The organism is Devosia sp. CN2-171 (genome assembly GCF_049354815.1).
Classification (GTDB): Bacteria; Pseudomonadota; Alphaproteobacteria; order Rhizobiales; family Devosiaceae; genus Devosia_A.
The window spans coordinates 3,920,988-3,939,198 of the sequence record NZ_CP186479.1; the positions used below are offsets into that span (position 1 = coordinate 3,920,988).

21 protein-coding genes are annotated in these 18,211 nt (G+C 64.7%); 6 read left to right on the forward strand and 15 right to left on the reverse strand.

Features of this window, described 5'->3' with window-relative positions:
* Positions 1-17: 17 nt before the first annotated feature.
* Positions 18-719, reverse strand: coding sequence for a DedA family protein (locus ACOYW5_RS19460; RefSeq protein ID WP_423066539.1), 702 nt, complete (start codon positions 717-719; stop codon positions 18-20).
* 307 nt (positions 720-1,026) lie between these two features.
* On the opposite strand from ACOYW5_RS19460, the gene ACOYW5_RS19465 reads away from it, so the two are divergent.
* Positions 1,027-1,401 carry a RidA family protein gene (locus tag ACOYW5_RS19465; protein ID WP_423069504.1) on the forward strand — a complete coding sequence of 125 codons (375 nt, stop codon included), beginning with the start codon at positions 1,027-1,029 and terminating at the stop codon, positions 1,399-1,401.
* Between the two features lie 104 nt (positions 1,402-1,505).
* On the opposite strand, the gene ACOYW5_RS19470 is transcribed toward ACOYW5_RS19465, so the two are convergent.
* From ACOYW5_RS19470 to ACOYW5_RS19520, 11 genes are all read right to left on the reverse strand, one after another.
* On the reverse strand, positions 1,506-2,483 hold the full coding sequence (locus ACOYW5_RS19470) for an ABC transporter permease (RefSeq protein ID WP_423066540.1): 978 nt from the start codon (positions 2,481-2,483) through the stop codon (positions 1,506-1,508).
* 9 nt (positions 2,484-2,492) lie between these two features.
* A complete protein-coding gene (locus tag ACOYW5_RS19475) occupies positions 2,493-3,491 on the reverse strand; it encodes an ABC transporter permease (protein WP_423066541.1) in 999 nt (332 codons plus the stop codon).
* The gene (locus ACOYW5_RS19480; RefSeq protein WP_423066542.1) at positions 3,488-5,032 is read right to left on the reverse strand and encodes a sugar ABC transporter ATP-binding protein; all 1,545 of its coding nucleotides are present in this window, start codon (positions 5,030-5,032) and stop codon (positions 3,488-3,490) included. The genes ACOYW5_RS19475 and ACOYW5_RS19480 overlap by 4 nt, the downstream gene beginning before the upstream one ends.
* A gap of 67 nt (positions 5,033-5,099) precedes the next feature.
* The gene (locus ACOYW5_RS19485; RefSeq protein WP_423069505.1) at positions 5,100-6,182 is read right to left on the reverse strand and encodes a sugar ABC transporter substrate-binding protein; all 1,083 of its coding nucleotides are present in this window, start codon (positions 6,180-6,182) and stop codon (positions 5,100-5,102) included.
* Positions 6,183-6,347: 165 nt separating this feature from the next.
* Positions 6,348-7,091 (reverse strand): FadR/GntR family transcriptional regulator, encoded by a 744-nt coding sequence (locus ACOYW5_RS19490; RefSeq protein ID WP_423066543.1) that lies wholly within the window; start codon positions 7,089-7,091, stop codon positions 6,348-6,350.
* Between the two features lie 248 nt (positions 7,092-7,339).
* Entirely contained in the window at positions 7,340-8,503 is a 1,164-nt protein-coding gene (gene chrA, locus ACOYW5_RS19495; protein ID WP_423069506.1) for a chromate efflux transporter, read from the reverse strand.
* A gap of 45 nt (positions 8,504-8,548) precedes the next feature.
* Positions 8,549-9,160, reverse strand: coding sequence for a disulfide bond formation protein B (locus tag ACOYW5_RS19500; protein WP_423066544.1), 612 nt, complete (start codon positions 9,158-9,160; stop codon positions 8,549-8,551).
* A gap of 5 nt (positions 9,161-9,165) precedes the next feature.
* Positions 9,166-9,339, reverse strand: coding sequence for a hypothetical protein (locus tag ACOYW5_RS19505; RefSeq protein WP_423066545.1), 174 nt, complete (start codon positions 9,337-9,339; stop codon positions 9,166-9,168).
* A 139-nt stretch (positions 9,340-9,478) separates the two neighbouring features.
* The gene (locus tag ACOYW5_RS19510; protein ID WP_423066546.1) at positions 9,479-10,330 is read right to left on the reverse strand and encodes a fumarylacetoacetate hydrolase family protein; all 852 of its coding nucleotides are present in this window, start codon (positions 10,328-10,330) and stop codon (positions 9,479-9,481) included.
* A gap of 83 nt (positions 10,331-10,413) precedes the next feature.
* A complete protein-coding gene (locus ACOYW5_RS19515) occupies positions 10,414-10,845 on the reverse strand; it encodes an RbsD/FucU family protein (protein WP_423066547.1) in 432 nt (143 codons plus the stop codon).
* A gap of 30 nt (positions 10,846-10,875) precedes the next feature.
* Positions 10,876-11,631, reverse strand: a complete 756-nt coding sequence (locus ACOYW5_RS19520) for a GntR family transcriptional regulator (protein ID WP_423066548.1) — start codon at positions 11,629-11,631, stop codon at positions 10,876-10,878.
* Positions 11,632-11,776: 145 nt separating this feature from the next.
* On the opposite strand from ACOYW5_RS19520, the gene ACOYW5_RS19525 reads away from it, so the two are divergent.
* From ACOYW5_RS19525 to ACOYW5_RS19540, 4 genes are all read left to right on the forward strand, one after another.
* The gene (locus tag ACOYW5_RS19525) at positions 11,777-13,330 is read left to right on the forward strand and encodes a UxaA family hydrolase (RefSeq protein ID WP_423066549.1); all 1,554 of its coding nucleotides are present in this window, start codon (positions 11,777-11,779) and stop codon (positions 13,328-13,330) included.
* Positions 13,330-13,608 (forward strand): acylphosphatase, encoded by a 279-nt coding sequence (locus ACOYW5_RS19530; protein WP_423066550.1) that lies wholly within the window; start codon positions 13,330-13,332, stop codon positions 13,606-13,608. The genes ACOYW5_RS19525 and ACOYW5_RS19530 overlap by 1 nt, the downstream gene beginning before the upstream one ends.
* Before the next feature lie 273 nt (positions 13,609-13,881).
* Positions 13,882-14,280, forward strand: coding sequence for a nucleoside diphosphate kinase regulator (gene rnk, locus ACOYW5_RS19535; protein ID WP_423066551.1), 399 nt, complete (start codon positions 13,882-13,884; stop codon positions 14,278-14,280).
* A gap of 164 nt (positions 14,281-14,444) precedes the next feature.
* Positions 14,445-14,666, forward strand: coding sequence for a hypothetical protein (locus ACOYW5_RS19540; RefSeq protein WP_423066552.1), 222 nt, complete (start codon positions 14,445-14,447; stop codon positions 14,664-14,666).
* A 79-nt stretch (positions 14,667-14,745) separates the two neighbouring features.
* Here the strand turns inward: ACOYW5_RS19540 and ACOYW5_RS19545 are convergent, their stop codons facing one another.
* Complete coding sequence (locus ACOYW5_RS19545) at positions 14,746-15,654, reverse strand: SMP-30/gluconolactonase/LRE family protein (RefSeq protein WP_423066553.1); 909 nt, start codon at positions 15,652-15,654, stop codon at positions 14,746-14,748.
* Positions 15,655-15,769: 115 nt separating this feature from the next.
* Here ACOYW5_RS19545 and ACOYW5_RS19550 point away from each other — a divergent pair, with 115 nt between their 5' ends.
* On the forward strand, positions 15,770-17,242 hold the full coding sequence (locus ACOYW5_RS19550) for an NAD-dependent succinate-semialdehyde dehydrogenase (RefSeq protein WP_423066554.1): 1,473 nt from the start codon (positions 15,770-15,772) through the stop codon (positions 17,240-17,242).
* 152 nt (positions 17,243-17,394) lie between these two features.
* Here ACOYW5_RS19550 and ACOYW5_RS19555 read toward each other — a convergent pair whose 3' ends face one another.
* Entirely contained in the window at positions 17,395-17,790 is a 396-nt protein-coding gene (locus tag ACOYW5_RS19555; protein WP_423066555.1) for a GNAT family N-acetyltransferase, read from the reverse strand.
* Entirely contained in the window at positions 17,777-18,202 is a 426-nt protein-coding gene (gene cueR / locus ACOYW5_RS19560) for a Cu(I)-responsive transcriptional regulator (RefSeq protein ID WP_423066556.1), read from the reverse strand. Before cueR ends, ACOYW5_RS19555 begins: the two co-directional genes overlap by 14 nt.
* Between the last annotated feature and the right edge of the window lie 9 nt (positions 18,203-18,211).

The window sequence follows — 18,211 nt, forward strand, 5'->3', positions numbered from 1 at the left end:
TCCTGGAAACGCTCCTGCTAGTGCCCGGCCTCGGGTTTGCCGAAGCGGGCCTGGAGCGAGCGGCCGAAGTCGCCGAGGAAGGGTGCGACGCCAAGCAGGATCTTCTTCCAGAAGTGGAGGAGGACGAAGAGCACGGTGAGGACCAGGGCGCCGACGATGATCACCAGCTCGAGGCTCAGTCCGATCGACTTGAGCCATCCGGTCAGCAGCATGCCGGGCAGGATGTGCGCGGCGGCCCAGACGAAGGCGGAGATCACGTTGATCACCGAGAAGTGGCGATAGGACATGCCCATCATGCCGGCGACGCCGGGGATCACGGCCTTCACGCCGGTAATGAAGCGGCCGATGAAGATCGCCTTGCCGCCGTGCCTCGCAAAGAAGAGCTCACCTTTTTCGATGAGACCGACGTGGTGCTTGAACGGCCAGACCGTTCGGATGCGGTCCTTGAGGGCGAAGCCGACGGTGTAGGAAATCGCGTCGCCGATGATGGCGCCGGCGACCGCGGCGAAAAAGATCGGCCAGAAGGGCAGGCTGCCCTGGGCGATGAGGCCACCGGTGAGCAGCAAAATGGGCAGCGAGGGAACGAGCAGGCCGAGGATGAAGACGGCTTCGCCGACACAGACGAGGAAGATGAAGACCAGCGAGAGCCAAAAATTGCTGGAAATGCCCTCGAGGATCATTTCGAGCCAAGCGGAGATATCGTGGAAAAACTCGAACATAAGGTCCTAGATCAGCTCCGTCGCGCCCACTGCAGCGCGTCCCCCAAGCCGTGAGCGTGTCACGAACGGCGCCTTGCCGCCAGCCCGGCAGTGGCGCGGGCATTGCGGCTATTTGACGGGCAAGGCATGAACTGTGCGTGAACGGGGCGTATGATGCCCCGCCGACTCGCTGTCGTAGCGGGTGGCTGCTTCGTTTGTCGCGGTGCGAAGCGGAAAAGTCTGCTATCCCCGCCTTGGCGAGGACAGGCTTCTTCCTGCAAACGCTCTTGGGGGAGTTGATGTGAATATGCCGCTGCCTATCCACCACATGATCTCGGCCGGACCGGAGCCGGTCGCGCCGTTCAGCCATGCCGTCGAAGCGGATGGATGGGTGTTCGTCACCGGCCAGATGCCGACCGATCCGGCGGCGCCCGACGCGCCGCTGCCCGAGGGAATCGAGGCGCAGACACGGCGGGTGTTCGACAACCTGAAGATCATCCTCGGCGGGGTCGGGCTCGGGCTCGAGCACGTGACCATGGCGCGGATTTACCTGACCGAGTTCCAGCGCGACTATGCGGCGCTCAACGCGGTGTGGCCGAGCTTTTTCGAGGCGGGAAAGCTGCCGGCGCGGACGACGGTGGGGGTGACCGGGCTGGCGGTTGGGGCGCTGGTCGAGATCGATCTGGTGGCGCGGCGGCCTTGAGTAGGAAGTAGAAGTTAGAAGGTAGAAGCTAGAAACTAGAAACTAGAAGGCAGAGAAATGCGCGATCTTGGTCCTACGTTCTACCATCTCCACTTCCCGCCCCTCTACCCGTTCACCCTCGAGCTTCGCCCGTAGAGCAGCAGCATGGCGATGATCACGACGCCGTAGATGATCTGGCGGCCGAATTCTGCGATCTGCATCACCGACAGGATCGACTGCAGGAGTGTAATCAGGATCACGCCGGCGACGGTGCCGAGGTAGCTGCCGCGGCCGCCGAGGATGGAGGTGCCGCCGAGCACTACCGCTGCAATGGCGGGGAGCAGGTAGGCGTCGCCCATCGACTGCGCCGCCTTGCCGGCATAGCCCGCAAGCAGCACACCGCCAAAGGCGGCGAGGCCGCCGCAGAGGGCGAAGGCGATCATCACTACGCGCTGGGTCGGGACGCCCGAGAGGTAGGCCGCGACCTCCTTGTTGCCGATGCCGTAGACGTAGCGGCCGAAGGTGGTGCGGGTGAGCATGAAGACGGCGAGGGCGCCGACCACGACCCAGACGATCACGGCGTGCGGGACGCCGAAGGTGGATTGCGCGGCCAGGACCTTCATGGCTGACGAGGCGGAATCCTGCGGGGCGAAGCCGCCAGTATAGGCGACCATCAGGCCCTGCGCGACGGCATTCACCGCGAGGGTGATGATCATCGAGGGGATGCGGAGGTAGGCGACGCCGATGCCGTTGATGAGGCCGATGGCGAGGCCACAGAGGACGCCGAAGGGGATGGCGAAGGTCTCGCCCATTGGTCCCCATGATACGGCGGCCGAGGCCATCATGGCGCCGAGCGTCACCGTCCATGGCACGCTCAGGTCGATCTGGCCGAGCAGGATCACCAGCATCATGCCGGTGGCGATGACGCCGAGGAAGGCGCCGACTTTCAGCTGCTGGAGCAGGTATTCGGGCGAGAGGAAGTTCGGCGAATAGAGGCTGCCGATGGCGAGCAGGATCACGATGCAGCCGAAGGCGGTGACGACCGGGAGGTCGACGCGCTGGCGCCAGGGACGGCCGGGGGTTTGGGCGGTGGTATCGGTCATATCTGGGTCTCAGCCGAAAAGGTCGAGCCGGTTGCGCACCTGGAACAGGCGCGCCGAACCGACGGAAACTGCGAGGACGAGGACGATCCCCTGGAACAGCGGTTGCCAGAGCGGATCGATCTCGAAGACGAAGAGCAGGTCGCCAATAGCGCGGAAGGCCAGCGCGCCGAAAATGGCGCCGATGGCGCTGCCGCGACCGCCGAACAGCGATACGCCGCCGAGGACGACCGCCGCGATCGAATAGAGCGTGTAGGTGTTGCCATTGGCCGCCGACGCCTCACCGGAATAGGTGAAGAAGGTCAGGTAGAGCCCGGCGAAGGCGGCGAAGACGCCCGAGAGGACGTAAGCGAGGAATTTTGCCCGCTTGATCGGCATGCCCGACATGTAGGCGGCGACCTCGGACGAGCCGATGGCGTAGACGGTGCGGCCGAGGACGGAGCGGCGGAACGGGATCCAGATGAGGATCACTGTCGCGGCGAGGAAGATGAGGCTCGCGGGGACAAGGCCGAAAACCTTGCCGGTGAGGGCGTCGGCGAGATCGGCCGAGAAGGCGGGATCGGAGCCGGGGAACGGACGCAGCCACAGGGCGATGCCGAAGAATACGGCGCCCGAGGCGATGGTCGCGACGATCGGCTGAAGGCGCCCCCAGATGACGATGGCGGCGTTGATGGCGCCGCAGATGGCGCCAGTTGCGACGACCGCCAGCACCCCACCGGCAACCATCAGTGGCGAGCCGACGAGGACGTAGGAGGCAAGGCAGTTGCAGAGGATGAAGACCATGCCGACCGATAGGTCGATGCCGGCGGTCAGCACCACGAAGGTCTGCGCCATCGCGACCAGCGCCAGCAGCACGCCCTTGTTGGCGGCGGTCTGCACCACGTTGGCGGTGAACCCGGCCGGATGGTTCATCACGTAGAAGGTGAACATGGCGATGAAGATGACGAGCGCGAGCAGGGTGCCGCGCTGTTCGTTGAACCAGAAGCGCGATTCTCCAATTCCCGCCTTCATGCGTGAACCGGGGCGGACCCCGCCTCCGTCATGTCGAGGTTGAGGGCGCTGGCGATCAGGGCGCGCTCGGTGATCTCCGGTCCGACCAGCGTGCGCTTGATGGCGCCGTCATACATCACCAGCACCTTATCGCAGCAGCCGATCAACTCGTCGTAGTCGGTCGAGTAGAGGATGATGGCCGCGCCGGCATCGGCGAGGCGGCGAAGCAGGGCGTAGAGCTCCTGCTTGGTGCCGACATCGATGCCGCGGGTCGGATCATTGAGGAGGATGATGCGGGGATTGCGCATCAGCCACTTGGCGATCACCAGCTTCTGCTGGTTGCCGCCGGAGAGTGATCCGGCCGGCACCAAAGTGCCGTCGGTCTTGATGGCGAGGAGCTTGATGACGTCATCGATGGCCTGGCGCTCGCCGCTACTGTCGATGATGCCGCCTTTCGACAGGCGGGAGAGGGCGGCGAAGCTTAGGTTGTCGCGCACCGACATCGGCAGCATCAGGCCCTCGGTCTTCCGATCCTCCGGGATCAGGGCCATGCCGATGTCGGCGGCCTTGGCGGCACGGGGGGAGTTGAGCGCGGTCGGCTTGCCGTCGATCAGGATGTCACCGCTCGTGCCGCGGAGGACGCCGAACAGGGCGAGCAGCAGTTCGCGCTGGCCCTGGCCATCGAGGCCGCCGAGGCCGACGACTTCGCCGGCGCGGGCGGTCAGCGATACGCCGTTGAGGCGCGGGAACCAGGTGAGATTCTTCACCTCGAGGACGGGGGCGGCGGTGGCCGGTTTTGGCTCGGGCTTTGGCGGAAAGACGTGGTGGTACTCGCGGCCGATCATCATCTCGACGACTTCATTGTCGGTCCTGGTACCGGCGACATAGGTCGCGATCTTGCGACCGTTGCGGAACACCGTGCAGTCGTCGGCGAGTTCGGCGATCTCGTGCATGCGGTGCGAGATGTAGAGGAGCGCGATGCCTTCGCCGCGGAGGCGTTTCAGCACCTCGAACACGGTCTTGACGTCCGCGGCAGTGAGTGCGGAGGTGGCCTCGTCGAGGATCAGCAGGCGCGGCTTGCGCGCGAGCGCCTTGGCGATCTCGATGATCTGGCGGCGGCTCAGCGGCAGGTCCTTGACCAGCGCAGCCGGGTGGATGTCGGCGCCGCCTGCGCGCTCCAGCGCTTGTTCGGCGAGACGGCGCTGCGCGCGCCGGTCGATCATGCCGAAGCGGGTGGGCGGGGCGGAGACGATGATGTTGTCGGCGACCGAGAGGTCGGGGATGAGCGAGAGCTCCTGGAAAATGCAGACGATGCCGGCGGCATTCGCCGCGGCCGGGTCGCGGAAATTCACCGGCCGGCCGTCGAGCAGCATGCGGCCTTCGTCGGGCTGCACCACTCCTGAGATGATCTTGATGAGCGTCGATTTGCCGGCGCCGTTCTCGCCGAGGATGGCGTGGACGCGGCCGGCTTCGACGTTGAGATCGGCGTTTTCGAGCGCGCGAACGCCGCCGTAGCGCTTCGAGATCCCTTCCATGCGGAAGAGCGGGACGTGGTCGGCCATGTGAACTTCCCAAGGAATGTAAGGTCGCCGCGGGGATTGCTCCCCGCGGCGTTGCGGTCCGCCGTTGTTACTGGTCGTCCTTGCTCTGCCCCATGATTTCCTGGGCAGTGAAATTGATGCCGCAGGTGGGGAATGCGTTGCCGACGAAGAAGTTGTCCGACTGGTCCGAGTAGAAGTTCTCACCGTCCTTGAAGTCCGGGTCCTCGACGATGGCGAGGGGGAGCTTCACCGACTGCGGTACGATCTTGCCTTCGAGCGCATCGATAGCGGTCTTGATGGCCACGGCGACCTGCGCCGGGCCGGTGCCCGCCGACGAGCAGACAAGGCCTTCGCCGGCCTTGGCGCCGCAGAACTTGCGGAACCCATTCTCGGTCTCGCCGCCAACGGGCACCATGGCGTGGCCGGCATCGAGCATCGCCTGGATGGTGCCGGTCGATCCGCCCTGTACGGTGACACCGTCGAACTTCTGGTGCACGGCGATGGCGTCGGCGGTGGCCTTCTGGGCCGTGCCGTCATCCCACTTGCCGACCACTTCGACGATCTCGAAGGGCTTGCCCGAGGCCTTCAGCGCTTCTTGAACGCCGTTGTGGCGATCGGTATCGACCGAGGTGCCGGCGACACCTCGCACTTCAAGGACCTTGCCGCCTTCGGGAATGTGCTTGACCAGCCAGTTGCCCCAGAGCACGCCGAGACCCTTCTGGTCGACGTTGACGTTGATGGCGTCCGTGGTGTCGAGGATGTTGTCGAACGCCACGAGGATCACGCCCGCTTCCTTGGCGCGCTTGATCACGGGCGCAAACGCCGTGGGGTTCTGGGCGTTGACGACGATGGCGTCGTAGCCACTGTCGATGAAGTTGTTGATCGCGGCGATCTGGGCCGCCACGTCCTCACCGGTCGAAACGACCTTGAACTCCTTGAGCTTGGCGGCGACGTCGGGTTGGGACGCGTAGGCCTTGGCCGTCTGGATCATCTGGATGCGCCAGGTATTGGCGATATAGCCGTTGGCCAGCGCGACGCGGAACGGTCCGGTCTTGGCTGGGAACTGGAAGAACTGGGTATCGGCGGCCCAGGGGACGTGGCATTCGGGGTCGGTCGCCGGGCCGGATACGACGGCCGGCTCAGCGAGAGCCACGCCGGCGGTGGTCAACATCAGGGCCGCGATGGCGAGCCCGGTAGCCTTGAACAACTTCATTTCTTCTCCTCCCAGAGAACGTTGAAGTACTCTCTCGATGTCCGGTCCTCCCTCGGGACTTGCTCGGTCATCGTCGGGGCCTTGCCCCTATCGGCGTGCCCTCGGGGGCAACGCCAAATCCTGCTACTCCTTGAACAGCGCCAGCCCCGCTTCGAGGTGCTGGCTCATGCGGTACTGGTAGGCGAGCCGGTTGCGGCTCTCGAGCGCGTCGACGATGGCGCCGTGCTCGTCGAAATTCATGCCGTTCGACTTCATGCGGGCGACGCCCGTCTCCATAATCTTGAGCATCACCGGCTGCATGATGCGGTAGATTTCGAGCACCTGCTTGTTGGCAAGCATGCCGACCAGCTTGAGGTGGAAATGGAAGTCGTGCCGCGCGGCGGTGGGCAGGTGGGCTTCATCGCGCATGGCGTCGTTGATCTCGCGCAGCTCGACGATATCGGTGGGTTGGAAGCGCTCGATCAGCCGATCCACCGAGCCGACCTCGATCAGTTCGCGGAAGGACTGGGTATCGAGATAGGTCTGGCGGTTGAGCTCCAGCGTGTTGAACGAATAGAGGTCGAACACGGCGTCCATGCGCCGGTCGGTGATGACCGCGCCAACCTTGGGCCGTACGTCGACGACGCCGTAAGCCTTGAGGATGCGCATGGCCTCGCGCACCGTGGTGCGGCTCGACGCGAACATGTCGCCGAGCTCGCGTTCGGACGGGAGCGGATCGCCGACGACGAGGCCGCGCTTGTCGATCAGCGCCTTGATCTGGACCACCAGCGTCTCGACGGCAGAGTCGGTCAGGTGGATGGCGGCGCCGGATTTCCTCCGCCCACCACCGCCTACGCCCAGCCGAACGACATTACTCCTGGCCGTCATGACCGGATCGCCTCGACATCAATGTAAATAACCCCCTCGGCCTTACATTTGTAAGACCAGCGGGACCGTAATTATCCAGATTTCGGCTGTCAATAGTGTGAAATGGTGGTCGATATCACGAAATCCAGCAAACTGGTATGACAAATACATCCGTGAGAACGATTACATCCCGGTAACTGCTTGGAAAAACAAGCGGACTGACATGTTAGTTTGTGACGACGATCCGGAGCAAAAAACGACGGCCGGGGTCACGTAGCGCTGAGGAGCAACCCGAGGGCGGCGCTGGCGATAACGACGATCCACGGTGGTGTTCGCAGCATCAGCAGGGCGAAAGCAGCCGAGGCCCAGGCGAGGTCGAGCGGACCTCTCACGCTGGTCAGGAATACCGGATCGTAGAGGGTGGCAAGGAGCAGGCCGACGACGGCGGCGTTGGCGAGATCGAGGCCGCCGCGGAGGCGAGTTTCGGCGCGCAGGACCTGCCAGTAGGGCAGCGTGCCGAAGACAAGCAGGAACGACGGCAGGTAGATGGCGCCGAGGGCGAGCAGGGCGCCGAGAAGGCCATTGGGCTGGATGTTCAGCAGCGCGCCGGTATAGGCGGCAAAGGAGAAGAGGGGCCCCGGGACAGCCTGGGCCGCGCCATAGCCGGCGAGGAAGAGGTTGCGGTCGATCAGACCGCCCGGCACCAGTTCGGCCTCGAGCAGCGGCAGGACGACGTGGCCGCCGCCGAAGACGAGCGAGCCGGTGCGGTAGAACTTCTCGGCGATAACGGCGGCGCCGTTGCCGGTGAGCGACAGCAGCGGCAGGGCGACGAGCAGGACCGCGAAGGCGACAAGGAAAGCGAGGCCGGTGTGATCGGGCCGGAATTTCGGGGCACCGGAGCGCGGGGCGAGCAGGTAGCCCGCGAGCGCCGCCAGTGCGATGATACCGAGCTGGACCAGGGCGCCCGGTAGCAGCAGCACGATCGCGGCGGCCGCGAGCGCCAGGAGACGGCGACGCCAGTCCGGCGTCAACGATCGCGACATGGCCCAGACGGCCTGCGCGACGACCGCGAGAGCGGCGAGCTTGAGGCCGTGGAGCGCCCCGTCGGCCAAGGGTCCCGCAAGGCGGGTAGCGCCGAAGGCGAAGGCGAGCAGCAGGATGACCGAGGGGGCCGTGAAGGCGACGAAGGCGGCGATGGCGCCCCAATAGCCGGCGCGGAGCTTGCCGATGGCGATGCCGACCTGGCTCGAGGCGGGACCGGGCAGGAACTGGCACAGCGCGACCAGATCGGCATAGGCCGCATCATCGAGCCAGCGCCGGCGCTCGACGAACTCGGTTCGGAAGTAGCCGAGATGGGCGACTGGGCCGCCGAAGCTGGTGAGCCCAAGGCCGAGGAAGGCGAGGAAGACTTCGGTGGGGGTGCCGCGCTGCATGCGATGCTTGCTGCCGGAGCGGCGCGTCACAATCAAGTCGGGCGATCAGCTGGCAGGCTGTGTGTAGCCGAGGAGCTGGTATCCCATGGTGTGGCACTCGTTGATGCCGCACTGGACGATCACCGAGCCGAAGTTGAGGACGGCGAGGGCGACGACAATGGCGCCGACGGCCGTAGCCGCCACGGCGAGGCGCGGGAAGGTGGACACCGTCGTGGTCTCGAGACGGCGGTCGCCGCCGAGGATGGCGAGCTTCAGTGCGAAGGCGATCAGAACGACGAGGGCGATGATGATCGACCAGACCGGCATGTGGAGGCCGAAGACGGCGCTGCCGATATAGGCGTGGCCGGGGCGCGGATAGATATCGAGGAGTGTCTGGCGCTCGGCGACGATGAGCAGGAAGAGCGCGAAGCCGATCGAGATGCCGGTGTTCTGGTACGAGAAGCCATTGCGGAACTGCAGCAGGATGCCGAAGCAGATGCCGAGCATGGCGACGCGCTGCAACAGGCAGAGCGGGCAGGGGAGTTCGCCGAAAGCGTATTGCATGACGGCGGCGGCGATGAGAATCAGCGCGATCACCGCCATCATGGCGAGGAGGAAGGCGTAGTTGGCCCAGGCGAGGAGACGGTGGGTTTCGGGCGAGGCGTTGTCGAAGCTCATCGCGCTCACCCCTGCAGCCACGGCATTTCAAAGCCGTATTGCGGGCTCCAGATTTCCCACAGGAACAGGCCGATGGAGAGGGCGAGGCAGAGGCCGACCGCAAGTCGGGCCCAACCCGGCCGCCTGAACCAGGCCAAAGCGAAGGCAACAACCAGCGCGGCGAAGATCAGTGCCATCATGACAGGTAGTCCCCTCCCTCATGTGTCTCGCAAGTAGTTGCCGGTTTCGCGGGAGTTGTCCATTCGCCGTGGATTGAAGCGCACAAAATGAAAGCGCCGCCCCGTGGGCGGCGCTTGGCAGTAGATCACTGTAACGGGATTAGCCGGCGTAGGCGTAGGTCTTCTGCTGCTGTTCGCCGAGGCCTTCGATGCCGAGACGCATGGTCTGGTTCGGCTTGAGCCAGACGGGGTTCGGCTTGATACCCATGCCGACGCCCGGCGGGGTGCCGGTGGTGATCACGTCGCCCGGCTGCAGGCTCATGAACTGGCTGAGGTAAGACACGATCTTGGCGACGCCGAAGATCATGGTCTTGGTCGAGCCGTCCTGGTAGCGGTGGCCGTCGACTTCGAGCCACATCTTCAGGTTCTGGACGTCCTTGATTTCGTCCTTGGTGACGAGCCAGGGGCCGATCGGGCCAAAAGTGTCGGCTGACTTGCCCTTGGTCCACTGGCCGCCGCGCTCGGTCTGGAAGTGGCGCTCTGAGAGGTCGTTCACGACGCAATAACCGGCGACGTAATCGAGTGCGTCCTTCTCGTCGATGTACTTGGCGGTCTTGCCGATGATGACACCCAGCTCGACTTCCCAGTCGGGCTTCAGGGTGTTCTTGGGCAGTTCGACATCGTCGTTCGGGCCGATGATGGAGCTGGTCGCCTTCATGAACAGGATCGGCTCCTCGGGGATCGCGGCGCCGGTTTCGGCGGCGTGGTCGGCATAGTTGAGGCCGATGCACATGAACTTTCCGACATTGCCCACGCAGGGGCCGATGCGCGAGGACTTGTCGAGCACAGGCAGGCTGCCGTGGTCGGTGGCCGCGATCTTCGCCAGCCCTTCGGCGCCGATGCTGGCGCCATTGATGTCGGGGACGACCGAGCTCAGGTCACGGTAGGTGCCATCGGTGTGCAGGATGGCGGGCTTTTCCGAGCCCTTGGACCCGACGCGCAGAAGTTTCATGGGATGCTCCTCAATTTGGGCAGAGGCATAGGGCCGGCCCGGCATGGAGTCGAGGCCAACCATGGTCGAATCCGTTCGGGGGGTCAGTCGGGCCTGACGATGCCCTTCTTGAGCAGTACGTTGCCGTAGAGGCGGCGCTCGCCGGTCTGGATGATGGCGAAGGCGCCGTGGACGCGCTCGTAGAAGGCGAAACGCTCGAGCATCGACAGCTTCATTCCCGGCTCGTGCTTCTTGATCAGCTTGTCGAATTCCTTGTGCGTTGCTTCCCGCTTCTTGGGATCGCCGACCACTTCCATGCCGAAGGCCTGGTCGTCGACGAAAGTGTCGAGCGGCATCAGCGTGAGCACGGCATCGAGCACGTCGGTGGCGCTGAGGCCATCGAGCCGGATCAGTTGCGGGCCGGAGCTGTCACCGGGGAAATTGGCATCGACGATGGCGATCTCGTCGCCGTGGCCCATGGCACGCAGCACATAGAGCAGGTCAGGCCCCAGGATTGGGGGAATCCCCTTGAGCATTGTCGTTCTCCCTCGAGTGTTTGTTGCCGTTCAGCCGAACGGAAAGGCGGCGTAGGCGGGGTCTTCGCGCAGCATGTCGCCGTCGGCGAAAAGTTCGGCGTGGTCGGTGGCGAAGGTGATGAGCTCGGCCATCACCGAGTCGATATGGGCGCGCATGGCGCCGGAGGCGGCGGGCGCATCGTTGGCGACGATGCCGTCGAGGATGTTCTGATGCTCGTTGAGCGTGACGCTCAGCCGGCGCGGGCTGAGGATCAGGCGGCGGGCCCGGTCGAGATTGGCGCGGGTGTTCTCGATGACGCCTTTCACCTTGGAAAAGCGCATGTCGCCGAAGATGATGTCGTGGAACTCGAGGTCGCGCTCGTGGAAGCCGTTGCGATCGTCGATATCCACCGCGGCGCGCTGGTAGCTCATGTTGCGCTGCAGCGTCTCGACCAGTTCGTCGGAATGGTTGCCGGTGACGACGCGCACGGCTTCTGCCTCGAGCGCCTTGCGGATCAGCATATATTCCAGCACGTCGATGATGCGGACCAGCGAAACGGTAGAGCCGCGCTGGGGCAGGATATCGACGAGCCCTTCGGCCTGCAGCCGCGCCAGGGCCTCGGAGACTGGGAAGCGGGAAACGCCGAGCCGGTCGCAGATGGCGCCCTTGTCGATCACTTCACCCGGTTTCAGATCGAGCTGCACGATAGCCTGGCGGAGCGTGTCGGTGACGAACACGGTGACGTTGCCGCGCGTCGGCGCCGCGGGTGCAACGAGAAAAGGGTAGGGACTTGCGTCGAGCTTCATGCTAACATGTTAGTTGTACTGCCGGAGCAATTCAATCGCACCTGCTTGTCGCCCGCGCGCTTTTCCGCCGCAAGCCGGCAAGCGTGAGCGCCACAGGATTTACGGCAGTGCGAGCCCCGAAGCCCCATTTGCACGAGCCCCTCCGATGTCCGACGTCATGTCCCGCCCCGCCGCCGCAAGAACGCTGCTGCTAAACGCCAGCGACAACGTCGCCGTGGCGCTGATCAATCTTGACGTGGGTACGGACACGCCGCAGGGGGTGACGACGACCAAGCGGGTGCCAAAGGGGCACAAGTTCTCGGTGCGGGCGATTGCGGCGGGCGAGCCGATCGTCAAGTTCGGGCAGGTCATCGGCTTTGCCAAGGATGGCGTACAGGCCGGCGAATGGATGCATGAGCACAACGTCACCATCGGCGAGGATCACGGCGCGTTCGAGCGCGACTACGCCTTTGGCGAAGGTATCGTGCCGGTCGATTTCGTGCCCGAGGGGCAGCAGGCGACGTTCCAGGGGTTCAAACGGGCCAACGGGCAGGTGGGAACGCGCAACTATGTCGGCATCCTCACCTCGGTGAACTGCTCGACGACGGTTGCGGGTTTCATCGCGCGCGAGATCGAGCGCTCGGGCATTCTCGACGACTACCCGAACATCGATGGCATCGTTGCGCTGAAGCAGGCCAATGGCTGCGTGATCGACTATCGCGGCGTGATCTTCGATACGCTGAAAAAGACCACCTGGGGCTATGCGACCAACCCGAATATGGGCGGGGTGATCATGGTCGGGCTCGGCTGCGAAGGGTTCCAGATCCCGAGGCTCAAGGAAGCCTACGGCGTCACCGAAAACGAGACGTTCCGGACGATGACCATCCAGGAAGTGGGTGGGACCAAGAAGACGGTCGAGGCCGGCGTCGAGGCGGTGAAGGCGATGCTTCCCGTCGTCAACAATACAACCCGCACGACGCAGCCGGCGTCGGAACTGATGCTGGCACTGCAATGCGGCGGCTCGGACGGCTATTCGGGGATCACCGCCAACCCGGCGCTGGGGGTTGCGGCCGACATCCTCGTCCGACATGGCGGCACCGCGATTCTCTCCGAAACGCCTGAAATCTATGGTGCCGAGCATCTGCTCACCCGTCGCGCCAAGACACGCGAGGTCGGTGAGAAGCTCATCGATATCATCCATTGGTGGGAAGACTATGCCGAGCGCAACAACATGGAGATGAACAACAACCCGTCTCCGGGCAACAAGCTTGGCGGGCTGACAACAATTCTGGAGAAATCTCTAGGCGCAGCGGCGAAAGGCGGTACAACACCGCTCAATGCCGTGTATCATTATGCCGACCCGGTGACCGAGAAGGGATTCGTTTTTATGGATACGCCCGGATACGATCCCGTATCGGCGACCGGCCAGGTGGCTGGCGGGGCGAATATTCTCTGCTTCACTACCGGTCGCGGCTCGGCCTATGGCTGCAAGCCGACGCCATCGATCAAGATCGCCACGAATTCGGACATCTATCACAAGATGCTCGACGACATGGATATCAACGGCGGCGAAGTGGTCGAGGGCGGCTCGCTCGAGGAAAAAGGGCAGGAGATCTTCGACGAAATCCTGGCCGTGGCTTCGGGCAAGAAGTCGAAGTCCGAGCTCCTCGGCTATGGCGACAACGAATTCGTTCCCTGGCAGATCGGCGCGACGTTCTGATGCGGCGCTCCGTCCATGTGATCATCACTGGACGGGTGCAGGGCGTAGGATTTCGCGCATTCGTCGTCGGCGAGGCGCAGGCGCTTCGCCTCGACGGGTGGGTGCGGAATCGGCGCGACGGCACGGTCGAAGCGGTGTTCGCCGGGGCGGAGCAGGAGATCCAGCACATCCTCATGGAGCTGAATGCCGGCCCGCCCGCCGCTGCGGTAACCGATGTGCGCACGGCGCCCTATGAGGGGCCGATGCCCGAGGGGTTTTCCGCGCTACCGACGGCTTGAGTTGGTGCCGCCGATTTGACATTGGCGGCGGCATCCCCATATTCACAGACATGTCTTGCTTCGCGACCATTACTGTTGTGGTACCGCGCCGGGAAACCCCGGTCGCAGGACTGTAGCCCCATGACCTGCGCCTGAGGCGCCGCCGGGTCTGGGGATTTCCCGGACCCAGGCGGAATTTCGCTCGGCCGGTTACAAGGCGCCAATCCACTCATTCACGCGAGTTGTCGCGGGCTCAAGCCCTCTGCCGACGCTCGCATTAGAAAGGAATTCACGATGCAATCGTTGCGTCGCTTCGACCTCAAGCCGAAGATCGTCCTCAGTGAGGCCGACCATCGCAAACTCATCGCCCTGGCCCTCGCAGGCAGCGGGCACTCATCGGACGCCGCCGACGATCTTCTCTACGAGATCGAGCGCGCCCGCGTCGTGCCCGAGACCAAGCTCGCCGCGAGCGTGGTGCGTATGGGCTCGACCGTGACCTACCGGCCCGACAATGGACCCGAGCGGACGGTCACCCTGGTCTATCCGGCGGATGCCGACATTGCCGAGGGGAAGATCTCGGTGCTGACCCCGGTGGGCACGGCGCTGATCGGCCTCGATGTCGGCCAATCCATCACCTGGGAGGGCCGCGACGGGCACAGGCATGTGCTGATGGTGCTATCGGTCAGCGCCTGATTCGCGAGCCCAGCGTCGGCTCGCTTCGACGTTGTACCATATTCGCTATGTATTTCAGTCGGTTGGGCTGTCACAATTGTGCGGACCAACCGACACATGCGTTGCATCGGTTATGGTTAATCAAACGTTGCGGCCCGGATGCCGCCAGCACTTCGGAGGCTCAGATGGCCCAGCAACGTGCCCACGCGCAGATGCCCGATCTCACCGGCATGCGCTCGACCACCGGCCAGGCCCTGGCCATCCGTTACGACCTTGGCTCCAACACCATCGATTTCGTCGAGGACGACTGGTTCGCCGATGCGGTGCGCACGACGAGCGTGCCGCCGCGGGCAGTGGTGCGGCAGCGGCTCGGCAACGTGGTTCGGCTAGTGCCGCGGATGCGGTGAGGGAGACGGCGCCTTTCGTCGCCCCCTCCACCAGCTTCGCTGGTCCCCCTCCCCCGCCATGCGGGGGAGGATCAAGAGGCTACGGCCGCCGCGCGCCGTTCACGGCGAGGTAGATACTGTGGAGGCTCTGCGTGGCGCAGATGAACAGTCGGTTGCGGCGGGGCCCGCCGAATTCGACGTTTGCCACGCCGTCGGGCGTCTGGAGCTTGCCGAGCAGGACGCCGGACGGGTTGAAGCAATGGACGCCGTCGCCGGCGGAGGTCCAGATATTGCCGCGGTCGTCGAGGCGGAAGCCGTCGGGCAGGCCGACATCGGTGGTGAGGAACACCCGGCCGTTGGCGACAGTGTTATCGCTGCGGACGTCGAAGGCGCGGATGTGGCGGGGCAGGTCTTCGCCGTGGCTGTAGCCGCTGTCGGCGACGTAGAGGATCGACTCGTCGGGCGAGAAGGCGATGCCGTTGGGGCGGACGAAATCGTCGACCACGACCTTCAGGGAGCCGGTGGCCGGATCGAGGCAGAAGACATAGCAGCCGGCCTGCTCGAACTCGCCCTTGAAACCCTCGTAGTCGGAGAGGATGCCGTAGCCGGGGTCGGTGAACCAGATCGTGCCGTCAGATTTCACGACGACATCGTTGGGGGCGTTGAGCTTTTTGCCCTCATAACGGTCAGCGAGGACGGTGATCGTGCCGTCGAGCTCGGTGCGGACAACGTTCCGCCCGCCATGCGAGCAGGAGACGAGCCGGCCTTCGCGGTCGCGGGTGTTGCCGTTGATGTAGTTCGAGTTGTGGCGGAACACCGAGGCGCCGCCATCGGGCGTCCAGCGCAGCAGGCGGTTGTTGGGGATATCGGACCAGACCAGCTGATTGGCATCGCCGAACCAGACCGGGCCTTCGGCCCAGCGACAGTCCGAGAACAGGGTTTCGAGCTTGGCGCTCCCCTGGATCAGGTGTCCGAATTCCTTTTCGTGACGCTCGTAGATGCCGGCCATTGCTGATGCCCTCCCGCTTGTTGCGGCGCATCCAATCGGAAGATTCGGAGCCGGGCAAGGCCACTTGCGTTGAGTATCGGCGAGGTGCAGTGCTTCCGCCTCAAGGAGAATTACGATGCCGATCACCGACGCACTCAATGCCCATCTCAAGGACAAGTCGCTGCTGAAAGCGGCCGCCTATGTCGGGGGAAGATGGCTTGAGACGGCGGAGAACGGCACGACGTTCGAGGTGACCAACCCATCGACCGGCAAGGTGCTGGCGGTGCTGCCGAATTGCGGGGTGGCGGAAGCCAAGCTCGCGATCGCGGCGGCCGAAGCGGCACAGGGCGCGTGGGAGAAGAAAACCGGCAAGGCGCGCGGGGCGGTGCTGCGGAAGCTCTATGACCTGATGGTCGCGAATGCCGACGATCTCGCGGCGATCATGACAGCGGAGCAGGGCAAGCCCGTGCCGGAGGCGAGGGGCGAGGTGCTGTACGGCGCTAGCTATGTCGAGTGGTTCGGTGAGGAGGCCAAGCGCGCCTATGGCGACACCATCCCCGGCCATCAGGAAGACAAGCGGATCATCGTGATCAAGCAGCCGGTGGGGGTGGTGGCGACGATCACGCCGTGGAATTTCCCCAACTCGATGCTGGCGCGTAAGATGGCGCCGGCGCTGGCGGCCGGGTGCGCCGTCGTGAGCAAGCCGGCGGCCGAGACGCCGCTCTCGGCGATCGCGCTGGCAGTGCTGGCCGAGCGGGCCGGGCTGCCGGGCGGGCTGTTCAACCTGCTGCCGTCGACGCACTCGTCCGATCTCGGCAAGGAGTTCTGTTCCAACGAGGTGGTGCGGAAGATCAGCTTTACCGGCTCGACCGAGGTCGGGCGCATCCTGATGCGGCAGGCGGCGGACCAGGTGAAGCGGCTGGGGCTGGAGCTCGGCGGCAACGCGCCGTTTATCGTGTTCGACGACGCCGATCTCGATGCGGCGGTCGATGGGGCGATGGTGAGCAAGTACCGCAACAACGGGCAGACCTGCGTCTGCGCCAACCGGGTCTATGTGCAGGCCGGCGTCTATGACGCGTTTGCGGCAAAGCTTACGGCGGCGGTGGAGAAGCTGCGGGTAGGCGATGGCTTCGGTGAGGGGGTTACCACGGGGCCGCTGATCGACGAGAAGGCGGTCGAAAAGGTCGAACGGCACCTGACCGATGCGCTGCGGAAGGGCGGGCGGCTGCTCACCGGCGGCAAACGCAAGGATGGGCTATTCTTCGAGCCGACCATAGTCGCCGATGCGACCGCCGAAATGGTGCTGGCGCGCGAGGAGACGTTCGGGCCGCTGGCGCCGCTGTTCAGGTTCGAGACCGTGGACGAGGTGATCGAGCTCGCCAACGCGACCGAGTTCGGGCTGGCGTCCTATTTCTATGCCAAGGATCTGAGCCGGGTGTTTCGAGTGGCCGAGGCGCTGGACTACGGCATGGTGGGGATCAATACCGGGCTGATCTCGACGGAACTCGCGCCGTTCGGCGGGGTGAAGCAATCGGGGCATGGGCGCGAGGGGAGCAAGTACGGAATCGAGGACTATCTCGATATCAAGTACTTGTGCCTGAGCGTTTGAGCTGGGGGCGTGGGGCTCGCCCATCATCCGCCCTCGGGCAACTTCTCCCACAGGGGGAGAAGGCCTGACTGAAACACCCGCGGGTTGGCCTTCTCCCTCGATGGGAGAAGGTGGGCGAAGCCCGGATGGTGGTGGAGCGGCAGACTACGGCCCTAGAGTTTGAGCAGCCCCGCCAAAGTCGGCCGAAACCCGCAGGCCTTGTAGAATCCATCCAGCTTCGGTTCGTAGTCGACATGCAGCCACTGTGCGCCGCGTTTGCCTGCAGCCTCTGCCGCAAGACGCACCATCTCGCGGGCGATGCCGCGGCGCTGGTGGCTTAGGGCGACGGTGGTGTCGAGCAGGAAGGCGTGCACGCCGCCATCCCAGGCGACGTTGACGAAGCCGATCAATTCGCCGGCGTCATAGGCGCAGACGTGGACAAGGCTACGCGGGAGGATCTTCCCGATATTGCCGGACCATGGGTTGCCCCACGCGCCTGCCCAGATGCGGGCCAGATCGGCGTCGGCGGGGAAGGGGTCGAGGCGGTACTCGATCTCACTCGGCGGCATGGCGGGGGGTGTGCAGGTTGACCAGCTTGCCTTCCAGGCTGTCGATGATCGGGCAATCGGGCCGGTGGTTGCCGTCGCAGGCGTCGGCGAGGTTGGCGAGGGTGTCGCGCATTTCGGCGAGGGCGCGGATCTTCTGCTCTAGCTCCGCGATATGCCCCTCGGTCAGTGCCTTCACATCCGCACTCGAGCGGTGAGTGTCGCCCCAGAGCTTCAGGAGGTCCCGGATCTGGTCGATGGAGAAGCCGAGGTCGCGGGCTCGGCGAATGAAGCCGAGCCGGTGCACGTCGTGGTGGCCATAATCGCGATAGTTGCTGTCGCGGCGGTCGGCCGAGGGGATCAGGCCGATCGACTCGTAGTGACGGATCATCTTGGCGGAGACGCCGGTGAGCTTCGAGGCCTCGCCGATCTGCATGTGAGCACC